Genomic DNA, 22,493 nt, shown 5'->3' with positions numbered 1-22,493 from the left:
ACAAGTCGTCCTAATTCAGCCCACCGGCCCAGCACCTCGCGGCATCGGGACCCCGTGAGCCCGAACAGCCGTCCGGGCCTCACGGTGGTGCACCGTGAGGCCCGGAGCGGTGGCCGGCGGTGTCGTCGGTCAGTCGGCCGGGGTCAGGGCGACCTCGGCGCTACCGGAGAGGGACGGCAGGCCGTCCGGGGGAGTGTCCGTGTAGGTGGCGTTGAAGACCGCTTTCAGGTTGTCCGAACCGGAGTGACCGCCGTCCACGAAGGTCTTGAACGATCCGGAGCAGCCGTTGCTCGAGGAGAGCGGATGACCGTGCGAGTCGTGGCCGAGGATGAACGAGACGGTGACCTTGGAGCAGTTCACCGGCTGGTCGTCGTCCACGGTGACCTCCCAGGTGACGGTGTCACCCCAGTGGAACTCCGTGCCGCCGTGCGGGGCCGGGTCGGTGGTGAGCGAGACGACCGGCGCCTTGTTGCCGACCACGACGGGAACCGACGCGGAGGCCGATCGCCCGGTGCGGTCGGTGACCTTCAGTGTGGCGTCGTAGACGCCGTTCTCGGTGAAGGTGTGCTTCGGGTTGGCCTCCCGGGAGTCCACGGTGCCGTCGGCGTCGAAGTCCCAGGCGTAGCGCAGGGCGTCACCGTCGGCGTCCTTCGTGTCGGCGCTGGAGAACTGGACCGTCAGCGGGCTCGTGCCGTTGGTCACGTCGGCGGTGGCCTTGGGCTCCGGAGTGCGGTTGCCTCGGGTGAAGTCGATGCGCGAGAGCTGGGCCTCGGGCAGTTCGGCGAAGTACCCGGTGCCGTACTCCAGGACGTACAGCGCGCCGTCCGGGCCGAACTCGGCGTCGATCGGGCCGTCCGTCGTGATCGAGGGGATGGCGTCCTCGATCTTCTGGACCTCGTTGCGCTTGTTGAGGGTGATGGCCTTCATCTGGTCGCGGGTCCACTCGTAGAAGAGCGGCTTGCCGTCGAAGTACGCGGGCCAGCGGTTCTCGGCCGTGTTCCGCCGGTCGTAGCGGTAGGCCGGGCCGCCCATCGGGCCGATGCCGCCCGTGCCGAGCTCCGGGAACTCCGCGGAGGCGCCGTAGCCGTAGACGATCTCCGCGTCGGTGACCGGCGGCAGTTCGCTCAGGCCGGTGTTGTGGCGCGAGTCGTTGACCGGCTTCGCGCAGTTGAACACGCCGCTCGACTTCTGGGTGGCGAAGTCGTAGTCCTGGTAGGGCATGTCCTGGGTCACGCAGAACGGCCAGCCGTAGTTGGCGGGGCGGTCGATGACCATCCAGCGGCCCTGGCCGGCGGGGCCGCGGTCGGCCCTGGGCTGGTTGGCGTCGGGCGAGTAGTCGCCGACGTAGAGCTCACCGGTCCTGTCGTCCACCGCGAAGCGGAACGGGTTGCGCAGGCCCATGGCGTAGATCTCGGGGCGGGTCTTGGCGGTGCCCGGCGCGAAGAGGTTGCCGTCGGGTATCGCGTAACCGCCGTCGCGCTTGACCTTGATGCGCAGGACCTTGCCGCGCAGGTCGTCGGTGTTGCCCGAGGTGCGCCGGGCGTCGTAGGCCGGGTTGCGGCCCGGGCGGTCGTCGAGCGGGGCGTAGCCGTCGGAGGAGAACGGGTTGGAGTCGTCGCCGGTCGACAGGAACAGGTTGCCCTTGCGGTCGAAGTCGATCTTGCCGCCGACGTGGCAGCAGATGCCCCGGTCGGCCGGGACGTCGAGGATCTTCTGCTCGGTGCCGAAGTCGAGCTTGTTGCCCTCGAGCTTGAACCGCGAGAGGCGGGTGACGCCCTCGTACTTGGCGAACTCCTCGGCCGTGCCGAACTGCGGGGCGTCCCCTTCGTTGACGCCCGGGGTGGCCGGGTCGTCCATGGGGGTGTCGAGGCGGGGCGAGTAGTACAGGTAGACCCAGCGGTTCTTGGCGAAGCCGGGGTCGACGGCGATGCCCTGCACGCCTTCCTCGTCGTGCTGGTAGAGCCCGGCGGGGCTCTTCTTCAGGTCCCCGGCGAGGAAGTTGACGCCGCTCTTGGGGTCGTGGATCCGGACCTCTCCGGTGCGCGCCGTGTGCAGCACCCGTCGGTCGGGCAGGACGGCGAGGGCCATGGGCTCGCCCGGGCGGTCGTTGAGGGTGACCTTCTGGAAGGCCGACGGGGCCGGCGGTGCGGGATCCGGTTTGGCGGCTTGTGCTGCGGACAGCGGCAGGAGCCCCATGGCTCCGGCCAGCGCAGCCGCCCCCACGAGGGTGACGATCCGTCTGTTGCGCACTCAGAACTCCTCTGATCCGGTCGGCGGCCGCAAGAGCCCGGGGTGTGGCCCCGGTCGGCCGCCGCAGAGTGACATCGGGTGTAAACCCGTGCGAAGGGAGGCAGTTGGACGCTATGGCGCCACTTTCGACTCGTCAAGGACAAAGTTTCAACTTTCCGAGGGAAAGTTCCTGTCCTCGCCTATCGGGGTTTTCAGGGCGGTTTCGGGCAGGCTCGGGGGACCCGCCCCACGTCAAGACGCCGGGCGGGTCCTGTGGGTGACGCCGCGTCAGTGACGGGCGCGCAGAGCCGCGAGGTTGTCGTAGCCGATCCGGGCGTACTCCAGCGACTGGCCGGGGACGCTCGCGCTCGGCGCGTTGTCCTGCTCGACCATGGGGTTGTGGTAGTTCTTCGCGCCCACCCGGGTGAAGAACCTCCGGTAGTCGATGTCGCCCGTGCCGAACGGCACCATGTCGTAGCCCAGTCCGCTCTGCGGGTTGACCACGCCGTCCTTGGCGTGGAAGAGCGGGAAGCGCTGGGTGTTGCGGTCCACGAGGGCGGCCGGGTCGAAGACCCGCCCCCGCTGCGAGCCGTCGTGGGCGGTGTAGGTGTGGAACTTGTACCGGGCCACGTGCGCCCAGAAGACGTCCAGCTCCAGATAGACGCTCTTGCGGTCCGTCACCTCCAGGAAGTACTCCAGCTTCCTGATGCCGGAGCTGCGGGTCGGGCGGCCCTGGGCGTCGAGCGGACCGCCGTCGAGCAGGAAGTCGTAGGCGCTGTCGTGGTTGTGGGTGTAGAGCTTGACGCCCTCGCGGCGGGCGATGGCGCCCATGGTGTTCCACTTCTCCGCGGCCACGTCCCAGTCGGCCCGGTAGGGGCTGCCGGTGGGGTCTCCCCCGGTGCCCATGTGGTCCATGCCGAGGATGTTGGCGATCTCCAGGTTGAGCTTGAAGGTGTCCAGGTCGGCCTGGGTCAGCGGCCAGGACGGCGGGATGAAGCCGTGGCTGCCCTGCGCCCGCAGGCCGTACTCGTCGAGCCAGGAGCGCAGCAGCTTCGCGCCCTGGACGGTGCCCAGGTTGGCGCCGCCGGGAGCGTTGGCGTGCTGGCCGTAGCCGGCGAACTCCACCTGGCGGTAGCCGAAGCGCGACAGCTGCCGGAACACCTCACGGAAGCCGGAGGGCAGGTCCGAGGCGAGCGGGTCGCGGCCGACGGCGTCGCGGACGGTGTAGAGGATGATGCCGCGCTTGTGCGGCGGGACCAGGGCGGAGCGGCCCCGGTCCGCGCCGGCGGCTTCCACGTCGTCCTGCGCCAGCGCGGGACCGGCGCCGAACACGGGGGCGGCGATCGCCGCGGTCGTGACGGCGGTGCAGGTGCTGAGGAAACGGCGGCGGCTGACGCCGAGCGTGCGGCGCAGGGCGTCGCCGCTGACGGCTTCGTCGTTGAACGCGGTCACGGTGTTTCTCGCTTTCGTTGTCACGATGCTGCGGGTGCCGGACGGCAGCCGCCTCAGGTGAGGCCGGCGAGCCGCAGCAGCAGGGACTTCACATCGGTGGCCGCTACGCGGCCGGACACTGCGCGGGGGGTGGAAACCAGGACGAGCGGACCTTCGTCGTCGCTCGGAGGGAGGCGGCCGTGGCTGCCGCGAATGGGTGAGGGATCAAGCGGGACGACGGCGAGCCGGTAGCGCATGCCGAGCTTCTTGCGGGCCACCGCCCTGGCCGCCTTCAGCCGCACATAGGGGTCTTCGGGATCCATGAACAGCTCGACGGGGTCGTAGCCGGGCTTGCGGTGGATCTCGACCAGCTGGGCGAAGTCGGGGGCGCGGGCGTCGTCGAGCCAGTAGTAGTACGTGAACCAGGCGTCCGGCTCCGCGACGGCCACCAGTTCGCCGGAGCGCGGGTGATCGAGCCCGTGGGCCTTCTTGCCGTCGTCGTCGAGGATCTCGTCGATGCCCGGCAGGTTCTCCAGCGCCGCGCGGGTGGCGTCGAGGTCTTCCGGGCGGCGGACGTAGACGTGGGCGATCTGGTGGTCGGCGACGGCGAAGGCGCGGGAGGTCATCGGGTCGAGGTACTCCATGCCGTCCTGGGTGTGGACTTCGAGGAGTCCCGCCCGGCGCAGGGCGCGGTTGATGTCGACGGGGCGGCTGACGCGCGTGATGCCGTACTCGGACAGCGCGACGACGGTACGGCCCTGCGCGCGGGCGTCGTCGAGCAGCGGGGCGATGACGGCGTCGAGTTCGGCGGCGGCTCGGTGGGAGCGGGGGTCGTCGGGGCCGTAGCGCTGGAGGTCGTAGTCGAGGTGAGGGAGGTAGCACAGGGTCAGATCCGGGTGCCGGGTGCGCATGATGTGGCGGGTCGCGTCGGCGATCCACTGGCTGGAGACGATGTCCGCGCCGGGCCCCCAGAAGTGGAAGAGCGGGAACGTGCCGAACTTTGCGGTGAGTTCGTCGTGCAGGGCCGGGGGGCGGGTGTAGCAGTCGGGTTCCTTGCGGCCGTCGGCGTAGTAGACCGGGCGGGGGGTGACGGTGAAGTCGGTGTCGGCGCCCATGGCGTACCACCAGCAGATGTTGGCGACGGTGTAGCCGGGGTGGGCGCGGCGGGCGGCGTCCCAGAGTTTGTCGCCGGCGACCAGGCCGTTGTGCTGGCGCCACAGCAGGACGTCACCGAGTTCGCGGAAGTACCAGCCGTTGCCGACGATCCCGTGCTCGGAAGGGTGGGCGCCGGTGAGGAAGGTCGACTGGGCGGCGCAGGTGACGGCCGGGAGGACGGTGGACAGGTTCGCCCGCGAGCCGGAGGCCGCCAGTGCCTTCAGGCGGGGCATGTGGTCGAGGAGCCGGGGGGTGAGGCCGACCACGTCCAGGACCAGGAGCGGAGTGGGGCGAGGGCTCGTGGCAGCTTCTTGGGTGCTCATGGCAGCTCCTTGAGGCCGAGGTCCGTCAACAGGTCACGGGCGAGGGCGAGTTCGGCGGCGATGCCGTCGACGAGCTGGCTCCTGGTGCGGGGGCGCAGCTCAGGCGGGAGCGCCTGCCAGGTGTAGGTCTCGACCTCCAGATGGCGGGTCCGCGGCTCCGCGCCTCCCACCAACACCGTCAGGGCCTGCTGGAGCACGTGCAGGGTGGAGGTGAGCGGTGCGGCGGGCGGGGCGTGCAGGGGGACGTGGAAGTGGGCGCGCCAGGGTGTCCCGTCGGGCAGGGCGTCGCCGGCCAGCGCCTCGGCGAGGTCGTCGGTGCCGCGCAGGCCCGCGGCGGTGAGCGTGCGGGTCTGGTGCAGGAACCGCGGTTCGGCGAAGGCGGCGAGGGCGTCGCGGACCTCCGGCCGATGCGGTTCCTCGGCGTGCAGGGCGGCCGACAGCTGCGCCTTGGGGATGCCGACACCGGCCGCGTCCAGCGCGGCCAGTGCCGTGGCCGGATCCTCGAAGGACGTGGCGAGGTGGCACGTGTCCACGCACACGCCGATACGGCCGGCGGGCAGCGCGGCGAGCGGTCCGATCGCGTCCGCGGTGGTCTCCACCGTGCAGCCGGGCTCCGGTTCGAGCGCGATGCGGATCGACTTGCCGGTCAGCTCCTCCAGCGCGTCCAGCCGCCCCGCCAGGGTGGTCAGCGCCGCACCGGCGGTGGCGGCGGCGCGCTCGTCGAACCCGGTCCGCCAGGCGAGCGGAAGGGTGGAGATGCTCCCCTCGGTGACGTCGTCCGGCAGCAGCACCGTCAGCAGCCGGGCCAGGTCGGTGGTGTGCGCGAGGCGTTCGGGGTCGGTCCAGTCGGGCCGGTAGACGCGGTACTTGACCTCTTCGGCGCCGAACCCCTCGTAGGGGAAGCCGTTCAGGGTGACGACTTCGAGGCCGCGCCGGTCCAGCTCGGTGCGCAGTTCCCGCAGTGCCACCGGATCGCTGTTCAGCGCGCGTACCGCGTCCTTGGCGAGCCACAGGCCGATGCCGAGGCGGTCACGGCCCAGGGATTTGCGGACCGGCTCGCAGTGGTCGCGGAGTTGGGCGAGGACACCGTCGAGAGTTTCGGCGGGGTGGACGTTGGTGCAGTAGGCGAGGTGGACGGTGGAGCCGTCGGGGTGGCGGAAACGCATCGCTCACTCACCGCCGCGCAGGATGGAGTTGCCCTCGTGCAGGCCCTCCGCCTGCGGGACGTCGAGGCGCAGACGGCCGCTGAGCCCGTAGAAGGCGACCGGGTTGCGCCACAGCACCTGGTCGACGTCGTCCTCGCCGAAGCCCGCCGCGAGCATGGCGTCGGCGACCTTGCGGGTCTTGAGCGGGTCGCTCTTCCCCCAGTCGGCGGCCGAGTTGACGAGCACCTTCTCCGGTCCGTACGCGCGCAGGATCTCGACCATGCGGTCCTCGTCCATCTTGGTGTCCGGGTAGACGGAGAAGCCGAGCCAGCAGCCGCTGTCCTTGGCGTCCTTGACGGTCGTCTCGTTGAGGTGGTCCAGCAGCACCCGCTCCATGGGCAGGCTCGACTCGCGCACCACGTCGACGGTGCGGTGCAGGCCGGTGAGCTTGTCGCGGTGGGGCGTGTGGACGAGGGCGGGCAGGCCGTGGTCGGCGGCGAGTTGCAGCTGGGCGGCCAGCGCGGTGTCCTCGGCCGGTGTCATGGAGTCGTAGCCGATCTCACCGACGGCGACGACACCGTCCTTGACGAGGTAGCGGGGCAACTCGTCCAGAACCGGCGTGCAGCGGGGGTCGTTGGCCTCTTTGGGGTTGAGGGCGAGGGTGCAGTGGTGGGCGATGCCGTACTGGGCGGCGCGGAAGGGTTCCCAGCCGAGGAGGGAGTCGAAGTAGTCGACGAACGCGGCCGGGGAGGTGCGGGGCTGGCCCAGCCAGAAGGACGGTTCGACGACGGCTCGTACCCCGGCGGCGTACATCGCCTCGTAGTCGTCGGTGGTGCGTGACGTCATGTGGATGTGCGGGTCGAAGATACGCATCAACGCTCCTTGGGCTCTTCGCCCGTCAGGGTCAGCACGCGGCCGAGATCGTCGGGGACGTCACGGCCGGCGGCGCTCCGTTCGGCGGCGTAGTCGGTGAGCATGCGGGCCAGTTCGCCGTCCCCGGCCGCCCGTTGCGGCAGGCTCGCGACCGCGTCGACGGGGACACCGGTGAACAGGCACTTCAGGACGGCGTGCCGCCAGGCGTGCGGGTCGAGGTGGGCGGCGGCGTAGGGGCCGACCGCGGCGCGGACCAGGCTGGTGTCGTTGGTGCGCAGGGCGTCCTCGACGAGGTGGCGGGCGTGCGGTCCGTCGACCAGGGCCGGGAGCGCCTGGAGTACGGCGCGGCGTTCGGCGGCACTGCCGTGCTGGTAGAGCCGGGTCAGGGTCTCCACTCCCGCCCGGGCCTCGGCCAGCAGCACGGTCCGGACGGCGTCGGCGTTGTCGTGGCCGCAGTGCCGCCCGGCGGCGGCGAACCGCAGCTCCCACGCGGGGACGCCGGACGAGATGGGGGGTGGCGTGGCCGCGCGTGCCGCGTCGGCCAGCGCCGCGTCGAACCAGGCGCGCGCGGTGTCGTCGGGCAGCGCCGCGGCGACGTCGTCGGGGGTGCGAGGCGTCATGAGGCCGGCGCTCCCTTCGTGGCGGTGGCTGCCATGGTGCGCAGGAACTCGATCGAGGAACGGGCCAGTTCCGGCCCGGCGTGGGAGTGACGCGGCAACTCGACCACGGTCAGGCCCTGGTAGCCGGTGGCGGCGAGCGCGTCCAGCACGGGCGGGAAGTCGATCTCCCCGTCGCCGAACGGCAGATGCTCGTGCACTCCGCGGCGCATGTCCTCGATCTGCACGTGCCGCAGCCAGGGCGCGGCGGCACGCACGCACTCGGCGGGCGGGTCGTCCTCCAGGCACTGGCAGTGGCCGATGTCGAGCGTCAGCCCGAGCGCGGCGGGGCTGCCGAGCAGGGTGCGCAGGTGGTGGAAGTCGGCGAGGGTGGCCAGGAGGTGTCCCGGTTCGGGTTCGATCGCGATCGGCACACCGGCGACGGCCGCGGCGTCGAGCACGGGTCCGAGCGACTCCTGCAGTCGCCGCCAGGCGGTGCCGTCGTCGGTGCCGGGCGGTGTGATGCCGCTGAAGCAGTGCACGGCGTGCGCTCCGAGGTCGGCCGCGACGCCGACCGCCGTGATCAGCAGCCGGGTGCGGGCGGCCCGCCCCTCGGGATCCGGGTCGAGCAGCGACGGACCGTGCTTGCGGCGCGGGTCGAGCACATAGCGGGCGCCGGTCTCCACGGCCGCGGTCAGGCCGAGTTCGCCGAGCCTGCGGGCGACTTGGGCGGTCCGGGTGGCGAGGCCGGGGGCGAGCGGGTCGAGATGCATGTGGTCGAGGGTGAGCCCGACACCGTCGTAGCCCAGGTCGGCGAGCAGGCCGAGGGCGTCGTCGAGGCGGAGGTCGGTGAGGCCGTTGGTGCCGTAACCGAGGCGCAGTTCCTGCCGGTGGCTCACGTGGGGCTCACCTTCCGTGCGAGCGTGCGGGCCAGCGGTACGAGGCCCAGCAGCGTGAGGGCGGTACCGGCCGACCCGGACCGGGCGGCGAGCGCGGCCTGCAGCGGGATCATGGCGCGGATCCCCCCGCCGACGGCGCGCTGCGTGAGGTGCGGGGACGGGTTGAGGGCGGCGTGCAGACAGGGCACGGCGGCGGTACGGAGGTACGCGGCGGCCGACCACGCCGGGACGATCCCCGCCTGCGCGGGCGTCCGGGCCAGCAGCAGGCCGAGGGTGCTCGTCGCGCCGAGCGCGGCGAGGGGGGTGAGCGTCGAACCGCCGTGCGCCTCGTGCCGGGACACGGCGGTGACGGCGTAGGTGTGGGCGGCCAGCACCGCGGCGGCGGGAGCCGCGCCTTGCGGCGTGTGGGCGTCCCGTCCGGAAGAGGCGGGGGCGGGCGGTGCCGTGTCTCGGGCCGGGCGGGTCGCCGTGGCGCCGAGCAGGAGGTCCAGGGCGCGGGCCGCCGCCATCGCCGCCGGGGCCGCGGGGGTGTGCTTCAGCCGCAGGTCGTACGCCCAGACCGTGGCGGTCAGTGCCGATGCCACCGCGAGTGCGGGGCGTCCGGCGCGGGCGGCGAGTGTCAGGCCGGCCGCGGTCAGCAGCCCGGCCGCGCCCAGCGCCGCCGTCGGGGAGATACGGCCGGAGGGCAGGGGGCGGTGCGGGCGGTCCACGGCGTCCTCGTCGCGGTCGGCCCAGTCGTTGAGCGCCATGCCCGCCTCGTAGAGGCAGAGCGAGGCGCCCACCGCGTACGCCGTACCGCGGTTGGGCCGCAGGCCGGCGGCCGCGGCACCGGCGAGGGCGTCACCGGGCACGGTGAACAGCGCGGAGACACGCAGCAGTTCGGCCCAGTCCCGCAGCCGCGCCCGCCGCCCGCGCCCCGGTGCGGCGCCCGCGTCGCCCTGGCCGTTGCCGGATCGGGCAGCCCCCGGGGCGGGCATCAGCGCGGGCGGCGCCAGGCGGGACAGCAGGGAGCGGATCACTGGGCCTCCCGCAGGCGGTCGGCGAACGACAGCAGCGCGGTGAACTGCTCCGACAGGCCCGACGGACCGGCATCGGGGTCCTTGAAGTAGAAGCCGAGTTCCGGCAGCGGTCCGGACAGGCCCGCCTCGTGGGCGCGGGCGACCAGGCGGGCCAGGTCCAGGACGAGCGGTGCGGCCAGGGCCGAGTCGCAGCCCTGCCAGATGGTCTGGAGGATCATCCGCGAGCCGAGGAAGCCGTCGAAGGCGATGTGGTCCCAGGCGGTCTTCCAGTCGCCGAGCGCCGGCACGTCGTCGATGTGCACCTCGCCCTGCGGCGTGTGCCCGAGCGTGTCGGCCAGCACGCGCTCCTTGCCGGCGTTCTTGGCCGCGGCCGCCGCCGGGTCGGCCAGCGCCGCCCCGTCGCCGCCGCCCAGCAGGTTGGTGCCGGACCAGGCCCGCACCTCCAGGGCGCGCTGGACGAACATGGGGGCGAGCACGGCCCGCAGCAGCGTCTGGCCGGTCTTGCCGTCCCGGCCCGCGTGCGGCAGCCCGCCCGCCGCGGCGGCCTCCGTGAGAGCCGGGGTGCGCAGGCCCGTGGACGGGGTGAAGTTGACGTAGGGGCAGCCGGCGCGCACGGCGGCGGCCGCGTAGAGGGAACTGGGCGGCAGCCGTACGGCGTCGGGTGCGGGCAGCGGTTCGGTGGAGGAGACGTTGACGACGACCACCCGTGCCAGGGCGTTGCGGCGGCGGAACGCGGTGAGGTCGGCGGCGAAGTCCGTGATGAGTTCCTCGTCGCCGCGCAGGTCGCCCGGGAGCGGTCCGCCGGTCCGTATCTCCCGGTCGGCCGCCTGGAGTTCGGCGTGTACGGCGGAGGCGAGACCGTGCGGCAGGACGCCCGCGCCGGTGAGGTGCTCGGCCCGCTTGGGCAGCGGGCAGTCGGCGGTGTCGTGGCCGCCGAACACGAGGGAGGACAGGGGCGGCAGGCCGGTGCCGTCGAACGGCGGGGTCTCCGTGACCATCCCGGTCGGCGGATGCAGTCCGGCGGTGACCGCCGCGCATCCGGCGACGGCCGTGGTGGCCACCGATCCGCGGGCGCCGACGAACCAGACCCCGGTGCGTACGGTCGGCCCGCCGGTCTGGGGCTGTGCTGCGTTCCCGTCGTTGTTCACGGGCTGCCTTCCTGCCATGTCGAGGGTCCGATGTGGTTGGAGGACGGTGGGCGGGGCGCGGGGGGCCTCCCGCCCACCGCCGGCATTGGGGCGGCTCGGGCCGCGGCCCGGGAGGGCTGCTGTGTGGTCGGCGCGGTGTCGGCGTGGGTGCGGGCGTCGGTGAGAAGTGCGGGATGCCTGAGGGCTCTTGGCCCTGCCTTGTCCTCCGTAGGCCGGTCGAACGAGCGGTGGGCCCGTTGCGACCGGGATGCACGATCAGTCTCAAACCACTGTGTGGCGCCTGTACACGGAAGGGACCGTAGCCCGGTTCGTCCTCGGCGGATAGTCCTCGTGCAACGAAAAGGGCCAACTTTTTCCCAGCTCAGGACAAAGGCGTCTCCGGGCAGCCCGAACCAGGCCGACTACGCGGCCCGGTGTGGAGCGTTCAGCTGTCGCCGCTGCCGAAGGCGGCGTCGAAGGAGGCCGACGGGGGTTCGAAGTCGTACGCCTTCAGGCGGGCCAGTGCCTCCGGGGCGCCCTGGAGGCGGTCCATGCCCGCGTCCTCCCACTCCACGGAGATCGGGCCCTGGTAGTCGATGGAGCGCAGCATCCGGAAGACGTCCTCCCACGGGACGTCGCCGTGGCCGGCGGAGACGAAGTCCCAGCCGCGGCGCGGGTCGCCCCAGGGCAGGTGGGAGCCCAGGCGGCCGTTGCGGCCGTCGAGACGCTTGCGGGCCTCCTTGCAGTCCACGTGGTAGATCCGGTCCCGGAAGTCGTAGAGGAAACCGACCGGGTCCAGGTCCTGCCACACAAAGTGCGAGGGATCGAAGTTCAGGCCGAAGGCCGGGCGGTGCCCGACCGCCTTCAACGCGCGCTGGGTGGTCCAGTAGTCGTAGGCGATCTCACTGGGGTGGACCTCGTGGGCGAAGCGGACGCCCTCGGCGTCGAAGACGTCCAGGATCGGGTTCCAGCGCTGCGCGAAGTCCTCATAACCGCGCTCGATCATCGACTCGGGGGCGGGCGGGAACATCGCCACCAGATGCCAGATCGCCGAACCGGTGAAGCCGATGACGGTGTCCACCCCGAAGGCGGCCGCGGCCCTGGCGGTGTCCTTCATCCGCTCCGCCGCCCGCTGCCGCACCCCTTCCGGATCGCCGTCGCCCCACACCGCGCCGGGCAGGATCGCCTGGTGGCGTTCGTCGATGATGGCGTCGCAGACCGCCTGCCCGGCCAGGTGGTTGGAGATCGCCCAGCACTTCAGGCCGTACTTCTCCAGCAGCTGACGCCGCGAATCGAGATACGAAGGGTCGGCCAGGGCCTTGTCGACCTCGAAGTGGTCGCCCCAGCAGGCGAGTTCGAGTCCGTCGTAACCGAAGTCGCGGGCCAGACGGCAGACCTCCTCCAGCGGAAGATCGGCCCACTGACCGGTGAACAGGGTGAACGGGCGTGGCATGGCGGCTCCCAACAGTGCTTTTCCGCTAGTGGTCTTCGGCTAGAGGACTTCGGCCTGGACGGGGGTGTAGACGGAGTTCTTCTGCGCGCTCTCCTCCACCGCCGCGAGGACCCGCTGCACCTGGAGACCGTCGGCGAACGACGGCATCGGGTCGGTGCCGGACGCGATGGCCTCCACCAGGTCGCGGGCCTGGTGGACGAAGGTGTGCTCGTAGCCGAGGCCGTGGCCCGGCGGCCACCACCCCTCCAGGTAGGGGTGTTCGGGCTCGGTGACGAGGATCCTGCGGAAGCCGGCCGTGGCGGCGGGCTCGTCGTGGTCGTGGAAGGACAGTTCGTTGAGCCGCTCCAGATCGAAGGCGAGCGAACCGGACTCGCCGTTGATCTCCAGCCGCAGGGCGTTCTTGCGTCCTGTCGCCATCCGGGACGCCTCGAACGTGGCGAGCGCTCCCGAGGCGAGCCGGCCGGTGAAGACGGCCGCGTCGTCGACCGTGACCGGCCCGCGCGAGGTGCCGCCGGACGCGGTCAGGCCCTGGGAGGCACCGTCCAGACGGGGGCGGTCCTTGACGAAGGTCTCCATCTGGGCGGAGACCCCCACCAGTTCCTCACCCGCCAGGAACTGGGCCAGGTCGACGATGTGCGCGCCGAGGTCGCCCAGCGCCCCCGATCCCGCGTGCTCGCGCTGCAGCCGCCAGGTGAGCGGGAAGTCGGGGTCGACCAGCCAGTCCTGAAGGTACGTCACCCGGACGTGGCGCAGGGTGCCGAGCCTGCCCTCGGCGATGAGCCGGCGGGCGTAGGTGAGCGCGGGCACCCGCCGGTAGTTGAAGCCCACCATCGCCAACTGGCCTCGTTCGCGGGCCGCTTCGGCGGCGGCGACCATGGCCTCCGCCTCGGCGACCGAGTTGGCCAGGGGCTTCTCGCACAGCACGTGCTTGCCCGCCTCCAGCGCCGCGATGGCGATCTCCGCATGGCTGTCGCCCGGTGTGCAGATGTCGACGAGCTGTACGTCGTCGCGGGCCAGGAGGGCACGCCAGTCGGTCTCCGCCGCGGCCCAGCCGTGCTTGTCGGCCGCCGTGCGCACGGCGTGTGCGTCGCGGCCGGCTATCGCGGCCAGGACCGGCCGCAGCGGCAGGTCGAAGACGTGTCCCACGGTGCGCCACCCCTGTGAGTGCGCGGCGCCCATGAACGCGTACCCGACCATGCCCACGCCGAGTGCCGGCGGTGCGGTCCCACTGCCCCTGTGTTCCATACGGATTCCTCCTCGTCGGAGTGTCACTGACTCATCGCTTGTTCGTGCGGCGCGCGGCCGGTCCGGTCTAGATGAAGCCGGTCGGCAGGTACTGGTCGACGTTGTCCTTGGTGACCACGGCCGAGTAGAGGGTCAGCGACGACGGGATCTCGAACTCGGCGAGACCGCCGACGCCCTTGCCCTGACCGAGCGCGCGGGCCAGGTCGATCGCGGAGGCGGCCATGGTCGGCGGGTACAGGACGGTCGCCTTGAGCACGCTGTTGCCGGCCTTGATGGCGTCCATCGCGGACTTGGCGCCCGCGCCGCCGACCATCAGGAAGTCGTCGCGTCCGGCCTGCTCGATGGCGCGCAGCGCGCCCACGCCCTGGTCGTCGTCGTGGTTCCACAGCGCGTCGAACTTCGACTGGGCCTGCAGGAGCTGGGCCATCTTGGCCTGCCCCGACTCGACGGTGAACTCGGCGGCCTGGCGGGCCACCTTCTTGATGTTGGGGTAGTTCTTCAGGGCGTCGTCGAAGCCCTTGGTGCGCTGCTGGGTCAGTTCGAGGTTGTCGAGCCCGGCGAGTTCGACGACCTTGGCGTTCTTCTTGTCCTTGAGCTGTTCGCCGATGTAGTGGCCGGCGTTGAGGCCCATGCCGTAGTTGTCGCCGCCGATCCAGCAGCGGTACGCCTGCGGGGAGTTGAAGATGCGGTCCAGGTTGACGACGGGGATGCCCGCCCGCATGGCCTCCAGGCCGACCTGGGTGAGGGCCTTGCCGTCGGCCGGCAGGATCACCAGGACGTCGACCTTCTTGTTGATCAGCGTCTGGATCTGGCCGATCTGCTGGGCGGTGTCGTTGGAGCCCTCGGTGATCTCCAAGGTGACGTCGGAGTACTTCTTCGCCCGGTTCTTGGCGTTGTCGTTGATGGCGTTGAGCCAGCCGTGGTCGGCCTGGGGCCCGGCGAAGCCGATGGTGACGGCCTTGCCCGGCTTGTCGTCCGCGGCCGGGGCGTTCTCCGCGGCCGGTTCCTGGTCGGTGGGCTCATTGCTGGTGCAGGCCGTCAGCAGCGCGCCGGCGGAAACGGCGGCGGTGCCGAACAGGAGTGCTCTGCGGCTGGTGGCGGGGATTCTTGCCATTCTGGATCGACCCTTCGACTGGGCGTGGTGCGTGAGAAAGGGGAAGTGGGGGTGGAGCTGAGGGTGGGGGTGGGCCGGGACGGTGGTGTCAGGGGCCCACCGTCCGGCGATGCGGTGTACGGCCGTTGTGGTGTACGGCTGTTGCGCTGTACGGCCGATGCTCTGTACGGCTGGTGCGCTGTACAGCGTCAGGCGTCTCCGCCGCGCAGTGAGCGGCGCTGGACCAGGACGGCGGCGACGATGATCGCGCCCTTCGCGATCTGCTGGACAGCGGTCTCCATGTTGTTCAGCGCGAAGATGTTGGTGATCGTGGTGAAGATCAGGACGCCGAGGACGGAGCCCACGATCGTGCCGCGACCACCGCTGAGGAGGGTGCCGCCGATGATGGCCGCGGCGATGGCGTCCAGCTCGTAGAGGTTGCCGTTGGTGTTCTGGCCCGAGCCGGCGAGCACGATCAGCATGAACGCGGCGATACCGCAGCACAGTCCGGACAGCAGGTACAGGTACAGCCGCTGGCGGCGTACGTCGATGCCGGCGAGGCGGGCCGCTTCCGCGTTGCCGCCGACCGCTACGGTGCGGCGGCCGAAGGTGGTGCGGTTGAGCAGCAGCCAGCCGATCAGGGTGACCGCGGCGAAGATCAGGGCCAGGGGCGGGATGCCGAGGATGTAGGCGTCCCGGGCACCGAGGTCGAGCACCGACTCGACGGTGACGATCTGCGTGCTGCCGTCGGTGATCTGCAGCGCCAGACCGCGGGCGGAGGCGAACATGGCCAGCGTCGCGATGAACGGCACCAGCCTGCCGTAGGCGATCAGCACACCGTTGACGAGACCGCAGCCCAGGCCGACGATCACCGCGGTGAAGAGGATGCCCGCGAAGCCGAACTCCTGGGTGGCCACGGTCGTCGCCCACACCGAGGCCAGCGCCACGATCGCGCCGACCGACAGGTCGATCCCGCCGCTGGTGATGACGAACGTCATGCCCACGGTGACGACACCGATCACGGACGCCTGGGTGAGGACGAGTTGGAGATTGCTCGTCGCCAGGAACTCGTCCGGTGCGGTGATCCCACCGACCAGGACGAGGACCGCGAGGACTCCGAGCAACGACAGGGTGCGCATGTCCCACCGCAGTACGAGCGGTCGGCGCGCATTCTCCTTGTCCGTCGCGGACTTGTCGGCGGACGACGGTGCGTCCTGCTGCTCCGCGGTGGCCGGCTGCGTCATGGCGTCGGGCTCCCTTCCATCACAAGATCGAGTACACGGTGCTCGTCGAGGTCCCGGGCGTCCGCCGTGTGCACGACGCTGCCTTCCCGCAGCACCAGCACCCGGTCGGCGAGACCGAGGACTTCGGGCACCTCACTGGAGACGAGCAGGACGGCCAGGCCCTCGTCGGCCAGCCTGCGGATCACGGCGTACAGCTCCGCCCGGGCGCCGATGTCCACACCCCGGGTCGGCTCGTCCAGCAGCAGCACCTTGCAGCCGCGCAACAGCCAGCGGGCGAGCACCGCCTTCTGCTGGTTGCCGCCGGACAGGGTCCTGATCGCGGCATCGGGGTTGTCCGGCCGCAGGGACAGCTCCCGGACCGCCTGGTGTGTCGCGGCCCGCTCGGCACGCCGGTCGAGCCAGCCCGCGCGGGCGAACCGGGACAGCGTGGAGACCGAGACGTTGCTGCTGACCGACTCCAGCATCAGCAGGGCCTGCGCCTTGCGTTCCTCGGGTGCGAGGCCGATACCGGCGCGGACGGCGGCGCGGACACTGCCGGGGCGCAGAGGGGTTCCGTCGACGAGGACACGGCCGGCATCGGGCCTGCGAGCCCCGTAGATCGTCTCCAGGATCTCGGACCGGCCGGAGCCGACGAGCCCGGCCAGACCGACGATCTCGCCGGGCCGCAGCTCCAAGTCGACGGGCGCGAACTCCCCTTGCCGGGTGAGCCCTTCGACCTTCAGCACCGACTCCCGTCCCGCCGCGAAGCCCGCCTCCGGCCGCTCGGGGAAGACGTACTCGACATTCCTGCCGGTCATCAGAGCGACGACCTCATGGGTCGGCGTCGACTTGGCGGGCAGTCCGCCGGCGACCGAGCGGCCCTCCTTCAGGACCGTGACCCGGTCGCCGATGCGCCGGATCTCCTCCAGCCGGTGGGAGATGTAGATGACGGCGACACCGTCGGCCGTCAGATCGCCCACGATCCGGAAGAGGTTGTCGACCTCCTCGGGGTCCAGCGCCGCGGACGGCTCGTCCATCACGATCAGCCGCACCTCATGGGAGAGCGCCCGCGCCATGGAGACGATCTGCTGCTGGGCCGCGGACAACTCCCCGACCAGTCGCCCCGGTTCGATCTCCGGATGCCCGAGGCGCCGCAGCAACTCGGCCGTCGCCTCACGGGCGGCGGACCCGCGTACGACGAATCCCGCGGACGTCGGTTCGTGCCCGAGGAAGACGTTCTCCGCGACGGACAGCCCCTCGATCAGGTCGAGTTCCTGGTAGATGGTGGCGATGCCGAGGCGCATGGCGGCGATCGGCGACCCGAGGGACACCGTCTCGCCCTGCCAGGTGATCTCCCCGCCGTCGGGCTGGTGAGCTCCGGCGAGCACTTTGATCAGGGTGGACTTGCCGGCGCCGTTCTGGCCGAGGAGACAGTGGACTTCGCCGGCCTGGACTTCGAGATCCACACCGTCCAGGGCGCGGACGCCCGGGAAGGACTTGGTGATCCCGGACATGGTGAGCAGGGGTGGTTGTGGTGCCATGAGGAATCCCCTCGGCAGGTGCGGGCCGTGAACGGGCGGGCTGGACAAGGCGTTTCGGGTGGGCGGGCGGCTCCCGGGTGCCCTTGGCGTGGTGTGTGCCGGGGCCGTGAGGGCAGGGCGGAGCGGGGCCTGGTGGCCCGGCGGTCATGCGGTGGGGGGTGCGGCCCGTCGTGGTGTGGTGCGGGGGGTACGGCAGGGCTGGGGGTGGTGCGGGGGCGGTACGGATGGTGGTGCGGGGGCTGTATGGATGGTGGTACGGGTGCTGTCGCGGCAGCTTTACGGGGGGTGCTTGGCGCCCATGGGGTTGCCGAGGCGCGCTGGTGGTCCCGGGACGCCGGTGAGGTTGGCCAGCGCCTGTTGTTGGGGCGCCGTGATTCGGGAGGCGCCCTCAGGTTGCTGGAGCGCTCGGAGTGGCTCTTGCCGGCCGGACCGGGGTGCGGTCAGGCCGGAGAGAAGACGTGGTCGGTGATGAGGCGGGCCGCGCCGATGGCTCCGGCGGCCGGTCCCAACTCGCCCAGCACGATGGGCAGGTTGCGCGTGGCCAGCGGCAACGACTGCCGGTACACCTGGGTGCGGACACTGGCCAGCAGGGTGTGCCCGAGCCCGGTGACACCGCCGCCGATCACGACCAGCCCCGGATTGAAGAAACTGACCAGCCCGGCGATGACCTGCCCAAGTCGCTTCCCACCCTCCCGGATCAGCTCCAGTGCTACCGCGTCCCCCGCCGCCGCGGCGGCCGATACATCCTCGGCCGTCAGACGCCCGGCCGCCTCCAGCCGGACAGCGAGTTCCGCCGACCGGCCCTCGCGCGCGGCCTGTTCCGCGTCGGCGGCCAAGGCGGCACCGCTGAAGTGCGCCTCCAGACAGCCCCGGTTGCCGCACGCACACGCACGGCCCGCCGGTTCCACCTGGATATGGCCGATGTCGCCGGCGCTGCCGGTCGTCCCCCGGTAGACCTGGCCACCGACGACGATCCCGCAGCCGATACCGGTCCCGATCTTGACGCACAGGAAGTCGCCCACGGAGCGTGCGACGCCCGCGTGCTGCTCCCCCAGCGCCATCAGGTTCACGTCGTTGTCGACCATGACCGGGCAGCCCAGTTCCTGGCTGAGCGCCTCCCGCACGGGGAAGCCGTCCCAGCCCGGCATGATCGGCGGCGCGACCGGCACGCCCTCCGGGAAACGGACCGGGCCCGGGACGCCGATGCCGGCGCCGTCGAAGCCCTCGGCCAGACCGGATGCCTGCAACTTGGCAGCCATCGCCAGCACCTGCTCGAAGACCGCGACCGGCCCCTCGCGGACATCCATCGGTTGATTGAGCTGCCCCAGGACCTCCAGCTGCGCGTTCGTCACGGCGACGTCGATCGATGTGGCACCGATGTCGACACCGAGGAAGCGCAGCGTCGGCGCGAGCCGGATGTTGTGGGACCGCCTGCCGCCCCGGCTGGGGGCAAGCCCGTCCGCGACAACCAGCCCCGTCTCCAGCAGCCGGTCCACCTCGACGGCCAGCTTCGAACGGGACAGGTCCACCAGATCGCTCATCTGGGCACGGGAGTTGGACCCGGTGTCACGCAGCAGACGAAGCAGCCGCGCCTGATGTGCGTTCTCAGGTCGAGCGGTCATCCGTCGCACGATCCCTCCTCTCCCCTCACCCACGGCCGGAGCCGCAGGCGCCTGTCTCCGCCGACGGTGCCGTCGGGCTGACGAGGAGGAACGTAACAACGATTTTCCTGAGTGGGAAGTACTTACGCAGGAGTGCGACGCTTCTTTTTCCACAGACAGGACAAAGTGCGAGCGGACGGGGTCGCGGCCGTGTGCGTCGGAGGCGCGCTTCAGGCGGCCGTCCCGCCCGCATTGCGGATCAGCCGCTGGAGCACCCTCACCGTGGTGACGTAGTCCGCGTCATCGATCCCCTCGTGGAGGGCGGCGCGAATCGCGGGGGCGTTGCGCGCGAGGTCGACTCGGGCCTGATCCCCCTCCTCGGTGAGCCACAGCCGGTCCTCGGCGTCCCGGCGCAGCCAGCCGCGCTCCACGAGCACCTCGGCTTCCGCCGACAGGTCGTCCTCGGGCCGGATGTAGGAGGCCATGGCCGCCTGCAGTTCGGAGAGGGTCATCCCCTCTCCGTCGGGTGAGATGTCGTTCACCGACAGGTTGCGCAGCAGCCAGTACTGGGGCTGGGTGTTGCCCTTTTCGGCCTGCCGGGCCCGGGTGTACGCGATGAGTGCCTCGTACGCGACGCCCGTCCAGTAGGCGGCGGGCTGTCGGGCGAGTTCGGCGTCGGAGAGCGGCTGGGTCGTCGTCATGGGAGGTCCCCCTGGAGCTGCTGGTGCGAAGCCCGCACTCCGGTGCAGGGCATACGGGGACGCTAGAACCTCAAGCTTCATTGAGGTCAAGTAAGGCCCCCGCATCGCGGGGACCGCGTAGGCGGCCTTTCGGTTTTCTCGGATCCCACCGTGGGGCGCCGGGCGGCAGACCGTCACCGGGTCCTTTCGGGGACATCTCCCGCGCTGCAGAAGGATCCGGGGGTGTGGACGTCGTGCACCAGCCGCAGTTCCGTTTCGTGGTCCCCCAGCGGCCGGGGCCGCAGGGATTCCTCGATGGGCCAGGTGAAGCCGGATCCCTCGGGGTGAACGGCTCGGTACTGGCGCAGGGCGAGCGGAAGCAGGCGCAGGCGCGCGTCGATCCAGGCCTCGTCCCAGGGGCCCTGCTCCAGGATCTGTTCCGCCGCACGGAACTCGTAGTACAGGGTGCGCCGCAACTGGTTGCCCTGGACGGGCTCGGAGCCGTGCACCAGCATCACGTCGTGGACGAGGACGTCCCCGGGCTCCATCTCCACCGTCACCGCGCCGGGGATGTCCCAGCCGTGCTGCGCGGCGAGTTCGCACACGTCGGCCTTCCGGCGCTGCGAGCCGGGCACGACACGCAGCGCGCCCTCGCCGTCGCGTGAGGCGTCGAGGTAGACGTCGACGTTGAAGATGCGGTGGTCACGGGGGTGGACTGCGTCCTGGTGCCACGGGACGGGGGCACCGTCGCCCTCGTTCTTGAACACCAGCGACTCGTAGGTGGGGACGAAGTTGGGCCCGGCCAGGCTCTCCGCGATCCCGAGCACTTCGGGGGAGCCGAGCAGTTCCAGGGACGCGGCGTCGCCCTTGGCGTGCACGTAGTCGACGCGGAACAGGACGCGTCCGCTGGGGCGGTCGGCGAAGTGATAGTCCTCGCTGTGCCGCATGGGCCCGTCCCCGGCGGCGATCCAGTGGTCCGCCGCCCGCTGCAGGCGGCGCAGCATGTCTCCCCGAACCCGGTCACGAAGGACGAGGTAGCCGTTCTCGTCGAAGAACGCCACTTCCTCGGACGTCAGGTGGAAAGGGGACACGGCGTTCCCGGTGGAAGCGTGCACGAGTGGTTCTCCTCAGGTCGGACAGGCGCGATCCTGCTGGCAGGATCGGGACGACTTCACGGAACCACTTCCGGGAAGCCCGTTCCTCCGCCCTGCTCGCCTCTCCTTCCCGGATCGTCACTTGCCGCAGTCCCACGAACCTCGAAGCGACGACTTCGGCCTCGCCTGCTGGCAGGGCCGGGTCTCCGTCATGAACCACGCGCACCGGCATGACGACATAGAGATCAACTTCGCGGGCGACACCGACCTGGTGTACCTGTTCCGCGGGCGCAGGACCGTGCTCCGGCGTGGCGGGATCGCCGCCTTCTGGGCAGCCGTCCCGCATCAGCTCGTCTCCGCGACACCGAACAGCACGATGCGCTGGCTGACCGTGCCGTGCGAGATCTTCCTCGGCTGGCGCATGCCCGACCCGGTGGTCAGGACTTTGCTACGGGGAGTGCCGCTGCTGGAGAGCGTGCCGGGTCCCCGGGACGCCGACCACGCGCTGTTCAGCCGGTGGTCCGAGGATCTCGCCCACCGGGACGAGGAGCCGCGCCGCATCGCCCTGCTGGAGATCGAGGCACGACTGCGCAGGCTAGCCCTGGCCACCGCAGGGGAACACCACGGGGCGCCCGTCCTGCCGAGGGACGGTGCCGTCGAGCACGCGGCCCGGATGGCGCACTTCATCACGGTGCACTTCCGCGAGCCCCTCACCGTCGAACGCGTGGCGGCCGCGGTTCCCCTGCACCCGCACTACGCGATGCGCGTGTTCAAGGAAGTCATCGGCACCACGCTGCACGGCTATCTGGCCGAGTGCCGGATGGCCGAGGCGCGGCGCCTGCTGGCGGCCACGGACATACCCATGACGGAGGTCGCCCTCTCCGCAGGGTTCGGCTCACAGAGCAGTTTCTACTCCCACTTCACGGCTGCGAACGCACTGACGCCCGGCAAGTACCGCCGGCTGCACCGCGCCTAGCAGGGTCCCTGCCGAGCCCGGTACAACCGCGGGTTCTGCCGGAGAGGGACGAGGTACGGGGCCGGCCGCTGGCCACAAGCGGAGCCGGTGTGGCGCTCTCCCCTCGGACTGACCGTGGCGGGTCAGAGGCTCCCGTGCGAGGCCGCCGAAAACCGGTGGAAAGCGCCGCCCGGCGCCATTACCGTCCTGCAGAACCAAGTTGCCCAGGCAAGGACGTGCCGTTGTACACCCTGTGAGACCTCCCGAGCGCTGATTTGTCGCGCGTCGCGCATCTGCGCCGCGCTCCTTTCTGCTGCGGACTTCTCACTGAAACCGGTGTACTTCTGTGCTCAACACCTGGGTGGTCATGCCCACCTGCCCGCCGCTCATTCGCCGCCACTGCCACACGTGCGCGTCCGACCGCTTCCGGGCAAGCGGCAAGTTTCGCGTCAACGCACACCACAAACTCATCGATGCCTGGCTCCTCGCCCTCTGCACCAAGTGCGGGGAAACGGCAAAGCTCACGGTCCTGGAGCGAGCGAACGTGCGCTCCGTACGACATGAGCTGCTGAGCCTGCTCCATGACAACGACCCTGGCCTGACAGCAGAGCTGCTCCAGGATCCGGACGTGCGGCGCCGTAACCGCATCGCCCTCGACTGGGACCATGCCTGGCGCCTCGACACCGGCGGATCGGATCACCTGGACCGCAGAGTGAGGTCACGTCCGCTGGAGTGGTGTATTGACGGCCACTCGGTGATCTCGTTTTTTAGGTTATGCGGTGAGTTCGGTCGGGAGGACGGTGTCGTCGGT

General features: G+C 71.0%; 18 protein-coding genes and 1 pseudogene. 2 read left to right on the top strand and 17 right to left on the bottom strand.

Features of this window, described 5'->3' with window-relative positions; genetic code table 11:
• Positions 1-129: 129 nt before the first annotated feature.
• The 17 genes from ACWD1Z_RS33250 to ACWD1Z_RS33170 form a co-directional block, all read right to left on the bottom strand.
• Positions 130-2,250, bottom strand: coding sequence for a PQQ-dependent sugar dehydrogenase (locus ACWD1Z_RS33250; RefSeq protein ID WP_451123945.1), 2,121 nt, complete (start codon positions 2,248-2,250; stop codon positions 130-132).
• A gap of 267 nt (positions 2,251-2,517) precedes the next feature.
• Positions 2,518-3,681: a sugar phosphate isomerase/epimerase family protein gene (locus ACWD1Z_RS33245; RefSeq protein WP_451123943.1), complete on the bottom strand. Its 1,164-nt coding sequence runs from the start codon at positions 3,679-3,681 to the stop codon at positions 2,518-2,520.
• Between the two features lie 53 nt (positions 3,682-3,734).
• On the bottom strand, positions 3,735-5,138 hold the full coding sequence (locus ACWD1Z_RS33240; protein WP_451123941.1) for an alkaline phosphatase family protein: 1,404 nt from the start codon (positions 5,136-5,138) through the stop codon (positions 3,735-3,737).
• Positions 5,135-6,304 carry a metabolite traffic protein EboE gene (gene eboE, locus ACWD1Z_RS33235; protein WP_451123939.1) on the bottom strand — a complete coding sequence of 390 codons (1,170 nt, stop codon included), beginning with the start codon at positions 6,302-6,304 and terminating at the stop codon, positions 5,135-5,137. The genes ACWD1Z_RS33240 and eboE overlap by 4 nt, the downstream gene beginning before the upstream one ends.
• A gap of 3 nt (positions 6,305-6,307) precedes the next feature.
• Positions 6,308-7,156, bottom strand: coding sequence for a TatD family hydrolase (locus tag ACWD1Z_RS33230; protein ID WP_451123937.1), 849 nt, complete (start codon positions 7,154-7,156; stop codon positions 6,308-6,310).
• Positions 7,156-7,776: an EboA domain-containing protein gene (locus tag ACWD1Z_RS33225; RefSeq protein WP_451123935.1), complete on the bottom strand. Its 621-nt coding sequence runs from the start codon at positions 7,774-7,776 to the stop codon at positions 7,156-7,158. The genes ACWD1Z_RS33230 and ACWD1Z_RS33225 overlap by 1 nt, the downstream gene beginning before the upstream one ends.
• A complete protein-coding gene (locus tag ACWD1Z_RS33220) occupies positions 7,773-8,651 on the bottom strand; it encodes a sugar phosphate isomerase/epimerase family protein (RefSeq protein WP_451123933.1) in 879 nt (292 codons plus the stop codon). Before ACWD1Z_RS33220 ends, ACWD1Z_RS33225 begins: the two co-directional genes overlap by 4 nt.
• Positions 8,648-9,628 (bottom strand): SCO3242 family prenyltransferase, encoded by a 981-nt coding sequence (locus ACWD1Z_RS33215; RefSeq protein WP_451123979.1) that lies wholly within the window; start codon positions 9,626-9,628, stop codon positions 8,648-8,650. Before ACWD1Z_RS33215 ends, ACWD1Z_RS33220 begins: the two co-directional genes overlap by 4 nt.
• Positions 9,629-9,666: 38 nt before the next feature.
• Positions 9,667-10,818, bottom strand: a complete 1,152-nt coding sequence (locus ACWD1Z_RS33210) for an inositol-3-phosphate synthase (RefSeq protein WP_451123931.1) — start codon at positions 10,816-10,818, stop codon at positions 9,667-9,669.
• A gap of 424 nt (positions 10,819-11,242) precedes the next feature.
• Positions 11,243-12,250: a sugar phosphate isomerase/epimerase family protein gene (locus ACWD1Z_RS33205; RefSeq protein WP_451123929.1), complete on the bottom strand. Its 1,008-nt coding sequence runs from the start codon at positions 12,248-12,250 to the stop codon at positions 11,243-11,245.
• 39 nt (positions 12,251-12,289) lie between these two features.
• Entirely contained in the window at positions 12,290-13,495 is a 1,206-nt protein-coding gene (locus ACWD1Z_RS33200; protein ID WP_451123927.1) for a Gfo/Idh/MocA family protein, read from the bottom strand.
• 67 nt (positions 13,496-13,562) lie between these two features.
• Positions 13,563-14,609 carry a substrate-binding domain-containing protein gene (locus tag ACWD1Z_RS33195; RefSeq protein WP_451123925.1) on the bottom strand — a complete coding sequence of 349 codons (1,047 nt, stop codon included), beginning with the start codon at positions 14,607-14,609 and terminating at the stop codon, positions 13,563-13,565.
• A gap of 188 nt (positions 14,610-14,797) precedes the next feature.
• A complete protein-coding gene (locus ACWD1Z_RS33190) occupies positions 14,798-15,832 on the bottom strand; it encodes an ABC transporter permease (protein ID WP_451123923.1) in 1,035 nt (344 codons plus the stop codon).
• Entirely contained in the window at positions 15,829-17,352 is a 1,524-nt protein-coding gene (locus ACWD1Z_RS33185) for a sugar ABC transporter ATP-binding protein (protein WP_451123921.1), read from the bottom strand. The genes ACWD1Z_RS33190 and ACWD1Z_RS33185 overlap by 4 nt, the downstream gene beginning before the upstream one ends.
• 440 nt (positions 17,353-17,792) lie before the next feature.
• Entirely contained in the window at positions 17,793-18,974 is a 1,182-nt protein-coding gene (locus ACWD1Z_RS33180) for an ROK family protein (protein ID WP_451123919.1), read from the bottom strand.
• Between the two features lie 209 nt (positions 18,975-19,183).
• Positions 19,184-19,654 (bottom strand): MarR family transcriptional regulator, encoded by a 471-nt coding sequence (locus ACWD1Z_RS33175; protein ID WP_451123917.1) that lies wholly within the window; start codon positions 19,652-19,654, stop codon positions 19,184-19,186.
• Positions 19,655-19,827: 173 nt separating this feature from the next.
• Positions 19,828-20,748: a phytanoyl-CoA dioxygenase family protein gene (locus ACWD1Z_RS33170; RefSeq protein ID WP_451123915.1), complete on the bottom strand. Its 921-nt coding sequence runs from the start codon at positions 20,746-20,748 to the stop codon at positions 19,828-19,830.
• A gap of 121 nt (positions 20,749-20,869) precedes the next feature.
• Between ACWD1Z_RS33170 and ACWD1Z_RS33165 the strand changes: the two genes are divergently transcribed.
• On the top strand, positions 20,870-21,703 hold the full coding sequence (locus ACWD1Z_RS33165; protein WP_451123913.1) for a helix-turn-helix domain-containing protein: 834 nt from the start codon (positions 20,870-20,872) through the stop codon (positions 21,701-21,703).
• 325 nt (positions 21,704-22,028) lie between these two features.
• Positions 22,029-22,397 (top strand): annotated as a pseudogene (locus tag ACWD1Z_RS33160) (DUF1062 domain-containing protein); the annotation flags it as partial.
• Positions 22,398-22,493: the final 96 nt, after the last annotated feature.

The organism is Streptomyces sp. NPDC002784 (assembly GCF_053592135.1).
Note: the sequence above shows the minus strand (reverse complement) of the source record. Positions and strands in the feature narration are given on the sequence as shown.

What these genes read in the sequence shown, in the direction of transcription:
- ACWD1Z_RS33180 (WP_451123919.1), bottom strand. Translation starts at nt 18,974, where the DNA reads ATGACCGCTCGACCTGAGAACGCACATCAGGCGCGGCTGCTTCGTCTG.
- ACWD1Z_RS33195 (WP_451123925.1), bottom strand. Translation starts at nt 14,609, where the DNA reads ATGGCAAGAATCCCCGCCACCAGCCGCAGAGCACTCCTGTTCGGCACC.
- eboE (WP_451123939.1), bottom strand. Translation starts at nt 6,304, where the DNA reads ATGCGTTTCCGCCACCCCGACGGCTCCACCGTCCACCTCGCCTACTGC.
- ACWD1Z_RS33225 (WP_451123935.1), bottom strand. Translation starts at nt 7,776, where the DNA reads ATGACGCCTCGCACCCCCGACGACGTCGCCGCGGCGCTGCCCGACGAC.
- ACWD1Z_RS33190 (WP_451123923.1), bottom strand. Translation starts at nt 15,832, where the DNA reads ATGACGCAGCCGGCCACCGCGGAGCAGCAGGACGCACCGTCGTCCGCC.
- ACWD1Z_RS33205 (WP_451123929.1), bottom strand. Translation starts at nt 12,250, where the DNA reads ATGCCACGCCCGTTCACCCTGTTCACCGGTCAGTGGGCCGATCTTCCG.
- ACWD1Z_RS33185 (WP_451123921.1), bottom strand. Translation starts at nt 17,352, where the DNA reads ATGGCACCACAACCACCCCTGCTCACCATGTCCGGGATCACCAAGTCC.
- ACWD1Z_RS33175 (WP_451123917.1), bottom strand. Translation starts at nt 19,654, where the DNA reads ATGACGACGACCCAGCCGCTCTCCGACGCCGAACTCGCCCGACAGCCC.
- ACWD1Z_RS33200 (WP_451123927.1), bottom strand. Translation starts at nt 13,495, where the DNA reads ATGGAACACAGGGGCAGTGGGACCGCACCGCCGGCACTCGGCGTGGGC.
- ACWD1Z_RS33240 (WP_451123941.1), bottom strand. Translation starts at nt 5,138, where the DNA reads ATGAGCACCCAAGAAGCTGCCACGAGCCCTCGCCCCACTCCGCTCCTG.
- ACWD1Z_RS33215 (WP_451123979.1), bottom strand. Translation starts at nt 9,628, where the DNA reads ATGCCCGCCCCGGGGGCTGCCCGATCCGGCAACGGCCAGGGCGACGCG.
- ACWD1Z_RS33230 (WP_451123937.1), bottom strand. Translation starts at nt 7,156, where the DNA reads ATGCGTATCTTCGACCCGCACATCCACATGACGTCACGCACCACCGAC.